Here is a 13,012-nt window from a genome sequence, read left to right on the forward strand (position 1 = left end):
CCCTTCTAGTCAGCCGGGCCCCGGGCCCGGCGCAGCACTGGTGAGGGCCTGATGGGCAGCTCGACGGACGTGATTCTGTCCTTGCTGTCGATCCTGGCGATCGTCCTGCTCACCTTCGGCACCGCTGTGTTCGTGGCCGCCGAGTTCTCTCTGACCGCACTCGAGCGCAGCACCGTGGAGGCCAACGCCCGCTCCGGCGACCGCCGCGACCACATGGTCCGCCGCGCGCACCGCACGCTGTCCTTCCAGCTCTCCGGGGCCCAGGTCGGCATCTCCATCACCACCCTGGCCACCGGTTATCTCGCCGAACCGGTCGTCGGGGAGCTGATCCGGCCAGGCCTCGACGCCCTCGGCATTCCCGCCAGATTCGCTGGTGGGTTGTCCCTGTTTCTTGCGGTGCTCATCGCGACCTCGCTGTCGATGGTGTTCGGCGAGCTCGTCCCCAAGAACCTGGCGGTGGCCCGCCCGGTGCCGACCGCCCGCGCCGCCGCACCGCCCCAACTGCTGTTCTCGATGTTGTTCACCCCGGTCATCCGGCTGACCAACGGCACCGCCAACTGGATCCTGCGCCGGCTGGGCATCGAGCCGGCCGAAGAACTTCGGTCGGCACGCTCGGCGCAGGAGCTGGCGTCACTGGTGCGCAATTCCGCCCGCAGCGGCTCGCTCGACCCGTCCACCGCGTTGCTGGTGCACCGCTCGCTGCAGTTCGGCGAGCGTTCCGCCGAGGAACTGATGACCCCGCGCTCCAAGATCGAGGTCCTCGATGCAGGCGGTTCGGTGATCGATCTGATGAACGCCGCGATCCGCACCGGCTACTCCCGATTCCCGATCGTGGAGGGCGACCTCGACGAGACCATCGGCGTCGTCCACATCAAGCAGGTCTTCACGATTCCGCGTGAAGAACGGGACAAGACCCGGCTGGCCACGCTGGCGCTGCCGGTGGCAACCGTGCCGTCCACGCTCGACGGCGATGCCGTGATGACCCAGATCCGGGCGAACGGGTTGCAGACCGCGCTCGTCGTCGACGAGTACGGCGGCACCGCGGGCATGGTGACGGTCGAGGATCTGATCGAGGAGATAGTCGGCGACGTGCGCGACGAGCACGACGACGCCACGCCCGATGTGGTTCCGGCCGGTGAGGGCTGGCAGGTGTCCGGGCTGCTGCGTATCGACGAGGTGGCGACGAGCACCGGATTCCGGGCTCTCGAAGGCGAGTACGAGACCATCGGGGGTCTGGTCCTGCAGGAACTCGGACACATACCGGAGAACGGCGAGTCCGTGGAGCTCACGGCGTTCGATCCCGACGCAGATCCCGACAAGCCGACGCACTGGCTGGCCACCGTGGTGCGGATGGATGGTCGCCGGATCGACCTCCTCGAGTTGACCAGCCTCGGCGATCGGGAGAACGGCAATGGGTGACATTCTCGGCGTGCTGTTGACCGTGCTGCTGTTGGCGGCCAACGCGTTCTTCGTGGCCGCGGAATTCGCGCTGATCTCGGCCCGCCGGGATCGGCTGCAGGCACTGGCCGAGCAGGGTAAACGCAGCGCGGTCACCGTGATTCGGGCCGGCGAGCACCTCTCGTTGATGCTGGCCGGATCTCAGCTGGGCATCACGATCTGTTCGATCCTGCTGGGCCGCGTCGGCGAACCGGCCGTCGCGCATCTGTTGGAAAAACCGTTTGCGCTGGTCGGGGTGACCGATGCCGTGTTGCACACGGTCTCGTTCTTCGTCGCGCTGGCGATCGTGGTGATCCTGCACGTACTGCTCGGCGAGATGGTGCCGAAGAACATCGCCATCGCCGGCCCCGAGACCGCCGCGATGCTGCTGATCCCGCCCTACCTGGTTTACATCCGGGCGGCCCGGCCGTTCATCGCGTTCTACAACTGGTGTGCCAACGCCACGTTGCGGGCGTTCCGGGTGGAACCCAAGGACGAGCTCGAATCGGCCGTGTCGACCGTCGAACTGTCGGAGATGATCGCCGAGTCGGTATCCGAGGGCCTGCTCGACAGCGAGGAGCACGGCCGGCTCACCCGGGCCCTGCAGACCCGCAGCCGCACGGTCAGCGATGTCGCGATGCCGTTGAAGGACATTCACGCGATCCGGACCGCGGCGCCTGGTTCCGGGCCGACCGTGGGCGATGTGGAGCGGGCCCTCACCGAAACCGGTTACTCCCGCTTCCCGGTGGCGGATTCGACCGGCGAGTTCATCGGTTATCTGCACATCAAAGATGTGCTGCCGCACATCAACGACCCCGATACGGTGCTGGACCTGTCCATGGTGCGTCCGCTGCCTCGGATCCCGGCCTCGACGCCATTGCCTGACGCGCTGTCGCGGATGCGGCGCACGAACAGCCACCTCGGGTTGGTCGTCGACGAGCGCTTGCGCGAAGAGCATGACGATGGACCGGCCGAGACCGTGACCGCGATGGTGGCGTTGGAGGATCTGGTCGAAGACCTGGTCGGCACCGTGCGTGACGGCACGCACCGGATCTGAGCGGCGGGCCTATCCGGCTGGTTGGGCCAGCAGCCCACGCAGGATCAGGTCGGCCAGATCGGTGGCCGCACGTTCGACCGCTTCCTCTGTGTCATCGATCCCCCGCACGCACACGGCGTACATGGCGGCCCCGCCGATCGCATCCATGACCGTGTCGACGTCGAGGTACCGGCGGGCTCGTCCCTGTGCGGCAGCGTCGTCCACGAGCGACGCGAGCTGGGTTCGCGCGGCAGCGTCGAGCCGCTCGGTCATCAGCCCGCGGATGTCGGAGTCCGCACGCAGTTCGGTCAGCAAACCCGGAATCGACTCGCGCACAGCGGGATCGCGGAACAGTAGGTAGGCGCCGCGGCACAGCCGAGTGATCTCGGCGACGATGTCGTCGCTGGGCGCGGCCGGGTCCAGATCCGGGAATACCGCTTCGTGGACCAGAAGGGCCTTGGATTTCCATCTGCGGTAGATGGTCGGCCGGCTGACGCCCGCGGTGGTGGCGATCAGGTCGATGGATGTCGCCGCATAGCCGCGGTCAACCAGCAGCTTCCGGGTGGTGGCCAGCACCGCCTCGTCGATCGACGGGTCCGGGCGTGATCCCTGCCGCCGATGTCGACTGCCGGCAGGTGTGTCCACACTGTCTCCTCACATCGCCGGGCGGTCAGCCGAGTCTGGCACACCGCGCAGTTGCGGTGCCGTCACCACCTATTGCCATGGTGCCAGATTTGTTGTTACATCGTGTAACAACAAATCTGTGATGGAGGACCAGTGAACGAGACTGCAACCAAGCCGATTTCGGCTGAAGCATGGGTGGCCACCGCACTCGGTGATCCGGCGAAGGTCCTGGAACGTCAGACCGTGGAAGTCCGGGCGCCGGGCCCCGGCGAGGTGCGGGTGGCCGTACGGGCCTTCTGCCTGAACTTCAACGACATCGACGTGATCCAGGGCCGCTACACGACCATGCCGCTGCAGCCGCCGTTCATCCCCGGCATGGAGGCCGTCGGCGTCGTCGAGAGCGCCGGCCTCGGCGCCGAGCACCTGGTGGGCAGGCGCATCGTGGGCATCCCGTCGATGGCCTTCGGCGGGTATGCCTCATATGCCATCGTCGACGCCGCAACCGCGCTCGAGCTCCCGGACTGGATCAGCGATGCCGACGGCGCCGCCCTGCACTATCCGTTCCATCTGGGCTGGTTCGCGCTCAAGGAGCGGGGCCGGCTCAAGCCCGGCGAGACGCTTCTGGTGCATGCGGCGGCCGGTGGAACCGGGTCGGGCGCGCTGGTGCTCGGCAAGGCGCTCGGTGCGCGCGTGATCGCCACCGCGGGCAGCGACGAGAAGCTCGAGTTCTGCCGGCAGCTCGGCGCCGACCACGCCGTCAACTACCGCAACGGTGACTGGGTCGAGCAGGTCATGGACCTCACCTACGGCCGCGGCGTGGATGTCGCGTTCGACGCCGTGGGCGGCAGCGTCACCACCGCCACCTTCCGCTGCATGGGCCTCAACGGCCGGCATCTGATGGCCGGATTCGCCGAGGACATCGCGCTGGAGGACGGTGACTACATCTCGCCGCGGCCCATCGCCTACGGCAACTTCGACGTGTGCGGGGTCTGCCTGGTCTACGTGACCGACCCGCTCGCGGTCCGCCGCACCCTCGGATTCAACTGGCCCGCCCGTTCCGAGGGGCTCGACGCTCACGTCAAGCTGCTGGAAATGCTGCGCACCGGCGCGATCAGCACCGTGATCGGCGCCGAGGTGGCGTGGGCCGACCTGCCCGCACAACTGGAGCGGATGCAGGCGCGCCAGACCACGGGCCGCCTGGTGGTCACCACCGGCGCACACGATTGAGCCCTCACCTCCACAGGTAGGCTCGAGCCGCACGGCGGCGACGGGCCACCCATTGGAGGAGACATGGAAGGGCGCGCTGGATCTGGCGCGACTGGACTGACCCTGCCGGGTGCCGCCGAAGCCGACGAGGTCTTGGCGGCCCCCGACTGGGCGTCCCGAGCAGAATCACACCGGCGCCGCGCCGACGACTTCCTCACACCTCACCTGCGTCGCCAACACGCCGGAGAACCGCATCCGGTGTGGGATTTCCTGTTCACCTACTACAGCCTGCGCCCCCGGCAGCTGCGGCGATGGCACCCCGGTTTCGGGGTGGTGCTCGCCGGTGAGCGCGCCGCGGAATACCTGCAACGCACCGGATACGGCCGGCACCGCGACGGTGTCACGGTGCGGGCCGATTATCTGCGTTCCCGTGCCGAGACCGTCGGCTTCGTCGCGCGGTTGATGCGCGCGACCGCGACGCGGGCGCCCCGAATGAACTGCTTCGGCCTCCACGAATGGGCCATGGTGTACCGAACTCCGCAGCTGCGCCACGACCGGGTTCCACTGCGCCTGGGCTCGGCCGGGACCGATGCCGTCGTCGAGTCAATGCCGTTGCGATGCAGCCACTTCGATGCGTTCCGCTTTTTCACCGACGCCGCCGTCGGCCGCAACGACCGGCAACTGAGCCGCGAACAGCAGATCGACACCGAACAGCCCGGCTGTATCCATGCCGCGATGGACACCTACAAATGGGCCTACAAGCTCGGCCCGCTGGTGCCGTCGGCGTTGGTGCTGGATGCGCTCGATCTCGCGGCCGACGCGCGGGCACTCGATATGTGTGCCAGCCCATACGACTTGAAGCAGTATGGTTTCGAGCCGATCGCCATCGAAACACCGGCCGGGCGTGCCGAATACGTCAGGGCCCAACAGCGCATCGCCGAGCGGGCGGCTCCGTTGCGGGTCACTCTGGCAAACCGGTGTGAGCTGTTGCTCAGCAGACTGGACGGCTGAAAGGCCGACGTTACCAATGGGTAAGCTGGATAAACGGCAGGCATCGCACGGTGCCTGGAGCCGAGGGAGGAAACGCGCATGACCAACCGCGTGACTGTCGGAAACCTGCGTGTCGCGCAGGCGCTGCACGACTTCATCACGAACGAGGCACTGCCGGGCACCGGAGTCGATCCGGACAGCTTCTGGTCCGGTGTGGACAAGGTCGTCGCTGACCTCACCCCGAAAAACCAGGAACTGCTGGCCCGCCGCGACGATCTGCAGGCCCAGATCGACAAATGGCACCGCGCTCACGTGCTCGAGCCGGTCGACCCAGAGGCCTACAAGCAGTTCCTCACCGACATCGGCTACCTGCTGCCCGAACCCGCCGACTTCACCGTCACCACCTCCGGTGTGGATGACGAGATCACCTCGACCGCCGGTCCCCAGCTCGTGGTGCCGATCCTCAATGCGCGGTTCGCGCTGAACGCCGCCAACGCGCGGTGGGGCTCGCTGTACGACGCGCTGTACGGCACCGACGTGATCAGTGAAGAGGCCGGCGCTGACAAGGGCACGGGCTACAACAAGATCCGCGGCGACAAGGTCATCGCCTACGCCCGCAACTTCCTCGACGAGGCCGCACCGCTGGCGGCCGGCACCTGGGCCGAGGCCAAGGGTCTGAAGATCGACGACGGCCAGCTTCTCGTGATCCAGGGGGACGACCCCGCCAAGTCCGATGACTCCTCGCGCGAGCGCTCGTCGGTCGGTCTGGCCACCCCGGAGCAGTTCGTCGGCTACACCGGCGAGCTGGGGCAGCCGCAGTGGTCGGTGCTGCTCAAGAACCACGGCCTGCACATCGAGATCCTGATCGACCCCGACTCCCCCATCGGCTCGACCGACGCCGCCGGCATCAAGGACGTCGTGCTGGAATCCGCGATCACCACGATCATGGACTTCGAGGACTCGGTGGCCGCCGTCGACGCCGAAGACAAGGTCCTGGGCTACCGCAACTGGCTGGGCTTGAACAAGGGCGACCTGGCCGAGGAGGTCAGCAAGGGCGGCAAGAGCTTCACCCGGGTGCTGAACCCGGACCGGGTGTTCACCACGCCGGACGGCGAGGGTGAGCTGACCCTGCCCGGACGCAGCCTGCTGTTCGTTCGCAACGTCGGACACCTGATGACCAACGATGCGATCGTGGATGCGGACGGCAACGAGATCCCCGAGGGCATCCAGGACGCTCTGTTCACCGGCCTGATCGCCATGCACGGGCTGAAGGACGAAGAGGCGAACGGCCCGTTGAAGAACAGCCGCACCGGCTCGGTCTACATCGTCAAGCCCAAGATGCACGGCCCTGACGAGGTTGCCTTCACCTGCGAGCTGTTCGGTCGCGTCGAAGATGTGCTCGGTCTGCCGAGCAGCACTCTCAAGGTCGGCATCATGGACGAGGAGCGCCGCACCACGGTCAACCTCAAGGCCTGCATCAAGGCCGCCGCCGATCGCGTGGTGTTCATCAACACCGGCTTCCTGGACCGCACCGGCGACGAGATCCACACCTCCATGGAGGCCGGCCCGATGATCCGCAAGGGCGCCATGAAGAGCCAGCCGTGGATCAAGGCCTACGAGGACAACAACGTCGATGTCGGCCTGGCCACCGGGCTGGCCGGAAAGGCGCAGATCGGCAAGGGCATGTGGGCCATGACCGATCTGATGGCCGACATGGTCGAGCAGAAGATCGGCCAGCCGAAGGCCGGCGCCACCACCGCCTGGGTGCCTTCGCCGACCGCCGCCACCCTGCACGCGATGCACTACCACCAGGTCGACGTCGAAGCCGTGCAGAAGGAGCTGGCCGGCAAGAAGCGCGCCACTCTCGAAGAGCTGCTGACGATCCCGCTCGCGGACTCCTCCCTGTCGTGGTCGCCTGAGGAGATCCATGAAGAGGTGGACAACAACTGCCAGTCGATCCTGGGCTACGTGGTCCGCTGGATCGATGCCGGTGTCGGCTGTTCGAAGGTGCCCGACATTCACAATGTCGCACTGATGGAGGACCGCGCCACACTGCGGATCTCGAGCCAGCTGCTGGCCAACTGGCTGCGCCACGGCATCATCACCGAAGAGGACGTCAAGGCCAGCCTGCGCCGGATGGCCGCGGTCGTCGACGAGCAGAACGCCGGGGATCCGGACTATTTGGCCATGGCCCCCAACCCGGATGACAGCATCGCGTTCGGAGCGGCGCAGGAGTTGATCCTGTCCGGCGCCCAGCAGCCCAACGGTTACACCGAGCCGATCCTGCACCGACGCCGCCGCGAGTTCAAAGCGAGCACCGCCGGTAAGTGATTAGACTGCGGCGGGTCCGGATGACTAGTCGGCGCGAGACGTACAGGGGTTAGGAATGGGCAGGCACAGCATTCCCGACCCCGAGGATGCCGCGGACGAGCCGCACGTCGGCGAGTCCGGTTATCAGCCCGATCGCGGATACCGGGAGCCCCCGGCATACCGGGCCGAGCCCGACTACCGCGCACCCCGGTATGCCGACGGCGACGACGGCTACGAGTCGGACTATCGCGAGCCATACGCGGAAAACGACGAGACGGAATACCTCGAGGCGCAGTACGACGACGGCGAGTACGACGAAGGCGACGGCTTCGACGACGAGTACGTCGACGAGTACCGCGGCGGCTACGCCGACGAGTACGACCCGGAATACGACCCCGAGTACTCCGGGGCGTTTTCCGACGGCGACTTCGCCGATGAGCAGCCGACCACGCAGTTCGGCGCCGTGTCCGAACCACCGCCGCCGTCCACTCCGACGAGCCGCCAGCGCGCCGACTGGGACGGTGAGTGGACCGGCAGCCACCGCGCTGTCGAGTCCGGGCGCCGAGGTGTCAGCATCGGCGTGATCGTCACCCTGGTCACCGTGGTGGCCCTGGTCGGCGCGGTCATCCTGTGGAAGTTCTTCGGTGACGTCCTGGCCGGACGCAGCGACGCCGCCGCCGCGCGGTGTGTCGACGGCGAACTCGGGGTCGCCGTGATCGCCGACCCGACCATCTCGACGCACATCGAGGGACTGGCCAATACGTACAACGAGTCGGTCAGCCCCGTCGGCGACCGCTGCGTCAAGGTACGCGTGCAGTCGGCCGAATCAGACCGTGTGGTCAGCGGTTTCGCCAATGCGTGGCCGAGCGAACTCGGCGACCGTCCGGCACTGTGGATCCCGGCCAGCAGCATCGCCGCGGCGCGGCTGGAGGCCACCGCGGGCGCCAAGACCGTCAGCGACAGCCGCTCGCTGGTCACCTCACCGGTTCTGCTCGCGGTCCGTCCGCAGCTCAAGGAAGCTCTGGCACAACAGACCTGGGCCACCCTGCCACAACTGCAGAACAGCCCGGCCGCGATGAACGCGCTCAAGCTTCCCGGTTGGGGCACGCTCAAACTCGCGCTGCCGACGCACAGTAACGGCGATGCCGCTTCTCTGGCCGCCGAGGCCGTCGCCGCGGCTTCGGCGCCTTCGGGCGCACCGGCGACCTCGGGGATAAGCGGTGCCACCAGCTTGCTGCGCGGGCAACCCAAACTCGATGACAGCCAGCTGGGAACCGCCATGGACGCGCTGCTCAACGCCTCCGATCCGGCGACGGCGCCGGTGCACGCGGTGGCCACCACTGAACAGCAGATCTTCCAGCGGGGAACCTCGCTCGACGATGCCAAGTCCGCCCTCGCCGGGTGGCTGCCACCCGGCCCGACCGCCACCGCCGATTATCCGACGGTTCTGCTGTCCGGGGACTGGCTGGAGAAGGAACAGGTCACGGCGGCCAGCGAGTTCGCCCGCTATCTGCGCAAGCCCGAGCAGCTCGCCGAACTCGCCAAAGCCGGGTTCCGGGCGGAGGGCACGACACCTCCGTCCAGCGATGTCACCGACTTCAGCCAGCTGGCCGCACCGTTGTCGATCGGTGACAACACCGCGCGCGTGACGTTGGCCAACGCAACGGCCGCGCCGACGGGAAGCTCCGCGGTCACCATCATGCTCGACCAGTCGATGCCGACCGAGGAGGGCGGCAAGTCCCGGCTGGCCAACGTGGTGGCCGCGCTCAACAACCGGCTCAAGGCATTGCCCGACACCGCGTCGGTCGGCCTGTGGACCTTCGACGGCACCGAAGGGCGCTCGGAGGTTTCCACGGGACCGCTGGCCGAACCGGTGAGCGGTCAGCGTCGCTCCGATGAGTTGACCTCGACGCTCGACGACCAGTCCGCTTCGGGCGGCGGTGCGGTGTCGTTCACCACACTGCGGATGATCTACAACGAGGCGCTGTCGAAATACCGTGAGGGCCAGACTAATTCGATTCTGGTGATCACCACCGGGCCGCACACCGATCAGAGCCTGGACGGGCCTGGGCTGCAGGAGTTCATCCGGGGCGCCTTCGACCCGGCGCGCCCGATCGCGGTGAACGTGATCGATTTCGGCAGCGGCTCGGACCGGGCCACCTGGGAAGCCGTCGCACAGGCGAGCAGTGGCAACTACCAACACGTGGCCAGCTCGGCTTCACCCGAGCTGACCACCGCCGTCAACACGATGCTGGGCTGACCCGCCGCGCCGCAGCCGGCCGTCGGAACGCCTGAGTCAGGCGAACGCCTCGACCGGCGGGCAGGAACACACCAGATTCCGGTCGCCGTAGGCCCCGTCGATGCGCCGCACCGGCGGCCACATCTTCGGGCGGAATCCCTTGCCCAGCGGGTACGCGGCCTGCTCGCGGGTGTACGGATGATCCCACTGCGCCACCAGCAGGCACTCGGCGGTGTGCGGGGCGCCGCGCAACGGGTTGTCGTCCACCGGCCACTCCCCCGAACCGACCCGGTCGATCTCGGCGCGAATCGCGATCATCGCGTCGCAGAACGCGTCCACCTCGGCCAGGCTTTCGCTCTCGGTCGGCTCGACCATCAACGTGCCGGCCACCGGGAAGCTCATCGTCGGCGCATGGAAACCGTAGTCCGCCAGTCGCTTTGCCACGTCGTCCACGGTCACGCCGGTGTCCTTAGTGATCCCGCGAAGGTCCAGGATGCACTCGTGGGCGACCATGCCGTTCTCGCCGGTGTAGAGCACCGGGTAGTACTCGTCGAGGCGGCGGGCCACGTAGTTGGCCGAGGCGATCGCGGTCAGCGTGGCCTCTCGTAGGCCGTCGGCACCCATCATCCGGATGTAGGCCCAGGTGATCGGCAGGATCGAGGCCGACCCATACGGGGCGGCCGACACCGTGTGGTCGTCGGGAAGTTCGTCGGCCAGTGGATGGCCCGGCAGGAACGGAGCCAGGTGCGAACGCACCGCAACCGGACCCACCCCGGGGCCGCCGCCGCCGTGCGGGATGCAGAACGTCTTGTGCAGGTTCAGATGGCTGACGTCACCGCCGAAGCGGCCCGGGCGGGCCAACCCGACCAGCGCATTGAGGTTGGCGCCGTCCACGTAGACCTGACCGCCCACATCGTGCACCGCCGCGCAGATGTCGGCGACGTCGTGTTCGTACACCCCGTGCGTCGACGGATACGTGATCATCAGCGCTGCAACGCGATCGGCGTGCTCGGCGATCTTCGCCCGCAGGTCGTCGAGGTCGACGTCTCCGTTCTCGCGGCAGGCCACCACCACCACGCGCATGCCGGCCAGCGCCGCCGAGGCCGCATTGGTGCCGTGAGCGCTCGACGGGATCAGGCAGAGATCGCGGTCGGTGTCACCCCGGGAGACGTGGTAGGCCTTGATCGCCAGCAGGCCGGCGTACTCACCCTGCGAACCGGCGTTGGGCTGCAACGAAATCTGATCGTAGCCGGTGATCCCGGTGAGCCAATCCTGCAGGTCGGCGATCAGTTTGCGCAGGCCCGGGTTGTCCGATGCCGGGGCGAACGGGTGCTGACGGCCGAATTCGGGCCAGGTGATCGGCTCCATCTCAGCCGCGGCGTTGAGCTTCATCGTGCAGGAGCCCAGCGGAATCATGCTGCGATCCAAGGCAATGTCCTTGTCCGCCAGCGCCCGCAGGTACCGCATCATCTCGGTCTCGGTGCGGTAGGAGTTGAACGCGGGATGTGTCAGGAATTCCGATGTGCGCGTGACGATCCCGGCGTCGGCCGGATCCGCGGCCGGCACCCCGAACGCGTCGAGGACGGCAGCCACGTGCTCATCGGTGGTCGCCTCGTCACAGGAAACCGACACGTGGTCGGCGTCGACGCGCCACAGGTTGACTCCCTTGGCCTTGGCCGCCGTGACGACATCGTCGGCTCGTCCGGGAATGCGGGCCAGCACGGTGTCGAAGTATTTGTCGTGCACCAGGGCGTCGCCGAGTGCGCCCGCGATGGCCGATGCGTGGCCGTGCACCCGGCGGGCGATCGCGGTCAGTCCTCGTGCGCCGTGGTAGCTGGCGTACATCGCGGCCATCACCGCCAGCAGTACCTGCGCGGTACAGATGTTGCTGGTCGCCTTGTCCCGGCGGATGTGCTGCTCACGGGTCTGCAGCGCCAGCCGGTACGCCGGGGCGCCATCGGCATCGACCGAGACCCCGACCAGCCGGCCCGGCAGCTGCCGGGCATGCTTGGCATGCACGGCCAGATATCCCGCGTGCGGACCACCGAATCCCATTGGCACACCGAACCGCTGGCTGGTTCCGAAGGCCACGTCCGCCCCGATCTCGCCGGGTGGGGTGATCAGGGTGAGCGCCAGCAGGTCGGCGCCGACGGCGACCAGCGCGCCGCGTTCGTGGGCGGCGCTGATCAGCGCAGACCAGTCCGCCACCTGCCCGCTCGCTCCGGGCAGTTGCACGATGACGCCGAAGAACTCGCCGTCCGGGAGCCCCTGGCGCAGATCCACCGTGACGATCTCGATGCCGAGCGGCTCGGCGCGGGTGGCCAGCACGGCGGCGGTCTGCGAGTACACGTCGGTGTCGACGAGCAGCCGGTTCGTCTTGGACTTGGTCGCACGGTGCATCAGTGTCATGGCCTCGGCGGCGGCAGTGCCCTCGTCGAGCATCGACGCGTTGGCCATCTCGAGCCCGGTCAGATCCGACACCATGGTCTGGAAGTTGAGCAACACCTCGAGACGACCCTGGCTGATCTCGGGCTGGTAGGGCGTGTACGCCGTGTACCAGGCGGGGTTCTCAAGGATGTTGCGCCGCAGCACAGCTGGGGTGAATGTGTCGAAGTAGCCCTGACCGATCATGGAGACCGCGGTCGTGTTGGAGTCGGCCAGCGCGCGCAGCTCGGCCAGTGACTCCTCTTCGGTGGCCGGGGCGGGCAGGCCCTCCAGGCCCGGAGCCACGCCGTCGGCGCCGAGCGCGTCGAGAATTCCTGCCGGCAGAGCCTTGGCGGCGAGTTCGTCGAGCGTTGCCACGCCGATCACGTCGAGCATGGTGGCCACGGCGGCGGCGTTCGGGCCGATGTGACGGTCGGCGAAACGCGATTGATGCTGGTCGGACACGACACTCTCCTGGGGCGCAGACGTGCTCGGACGTCGTGGCAGTCCCTCTCCCTCTGTCGTCGACCCGGTCCGGGCGCCTGAGAGATTCAGCCCCGGTACAGGACTTTTCCCCATGGGCGGGTGCCCATGGGGCACCACTTTCCAGAGGCATCGGGGCCTGGCGCGGTCCTGGGTGCCTGAGAGGTTGACGGAGAGGTGTTGCTCCTTCGGCGTCCGTGACTGGCTGTCACGAAGCTCTCCCGCACAAGGGCGATGCGCCGGCAATTCTACCGGCCGGGCAC

Annotated in this window: 8 protein-coding genes and 1 riboswitch; of the genes, 6 read left to right on the plus strand and 2 right to left on the minus strand. The window is 67.7% G+C overall.

The genetic code is table 11. The features are described 5' to 3' along the window. Positions 1 to 51 precede the first annotated feature (51 nt). Together BKG60_RS12745 and BKG60_RS12750 are read left to right on the plus strand one after the other, a co-directional pair. A complete protein-coding gene (locus BKG60_RS12745) occupies positions 52 to 1,419 on the plus strand; it encodes a hemolysin family protein (RefSeq protein WP_070946154.1) in 1,368 nt (455 codons plus the stop codon). Further along, a complete protein-coding gene (locus BKG60_RS12750; protein WP_070946153.1) occupies positions 1,412 to 2,494 on the plus strand; it encodes a hemolysin family protein in 1,083 nt (360 codons plus the stop codon). The genes BKG60_RS12745 and BKG60_RS12750 overlap by 8 nt, the downstream gene beginning before the upstream one ends. Before the next feature lie 9 nt (positions 2,495 to 2,503). Here BKG60_RS12750 and BKG60_RS12755 read toward each other — a convergent pair whose 3' ends face one another. Further along, positions 2,504 to 3,118 carry a TetR/AcrR family transcriptional regulator gene (locus BKG60_RS12755; protein WP_070946152.1) on the minus strand — a complete coding sequence of 205 codons (615 nt, stop codon included), beginning with the start codon at positions 3,116 to 3,118 and terminating at the stop codon, positions 2,504 to 2,506. Positions 3,119 to 3,250: 132 nt separating this feature from the next. On the opposite strand from BKG60_RS12755, the gene BKG60_RS12760 reads away from it, so the two are divergent. The 4 genes from BKG60_RS12760 to BKG60_RS12775 all read left to right on the plus strand — a co-directional run bounded on the left by BKG60_RS12760 (position 3,251) and on the right by BKG60_RS12775 (position 9,863). Further along, entirely contained in the window at positions 3,251 to 4,324 is a 1,074-nt protein-coding gene (locus tag BKG60_RS12760) for a zinc-binding dehydrogenase (protein ID WP_083284171.1), read from the plus strand. Between the two features lie 63 nt (positions 4,325 to 4,387). After that, entirely contained in the window at positions 4,388 to 5,314 is a 927-nt protein-coding gene (locus tag BKG60_RS12765) for a 3-methyladenine DNA glycosylase (protein WP_120764902.1), read from the plus strand. Between the two features lie 78 nt (positions 5,315 to 5,392). Continuing rightward, positions 5,393 to 7,624, plus strand: coding sequence for a malate synthase G (locus BKG60_RS12770; protein WP_070946151.1), 2,232 nt, complete (start codon positions 5,393 to 5,395; stop codon positions 7,622 to 7,624). 55 nt (positions 7,625 to 7,679) lie between these two features. Further along, entirely contained in the window at positions 7,680 to 9,863 is a 2,184-nt protein-coding gene (locus tag BKG60_RS12775; protein ID WP_070946150.1) for a substrate-binding domain-containing protein, read from the plus strand. A 36-nt stretch (positions 9,864 to 9,899) separates the two neighbouring features. Here the strand turns inward: BKG60_RS12775 and gcvP are convergent, their stop codons facing one another. Further along, positions 9,900 to 12,731 (minus strand): aminomethyl-transferring glycine dehydrogenase, encoded by a 2,832-nt coding sequence (gcvP, locus tag BKG60_RS12780; RefSeq protein WP_070946149.1) that lies wholly within the window; start codon positions 12,729 to 12,731, stop codon positions 9,900 to 9,902. A gap of 153 nt (positions 12,732 to 12,884) precedes the next feature. Continuing rightward, positions 12,885 to 12,983, minus strand: a riboswitch (glycine riboswitch). Positions 12,984 to 13,012: the final 29 nt, after the last annotated feature.

This window comes from Mycobacterium syngnathidarum, from assembly GCF_001942625.1.
Taxonomy (GTDB): Bacteria; Actinomycetota; Actinomycetes; order Mycobacteriales; family Mycobacteriaceae; genus Mycobacterium; species Mycobacterium syngnathidarum.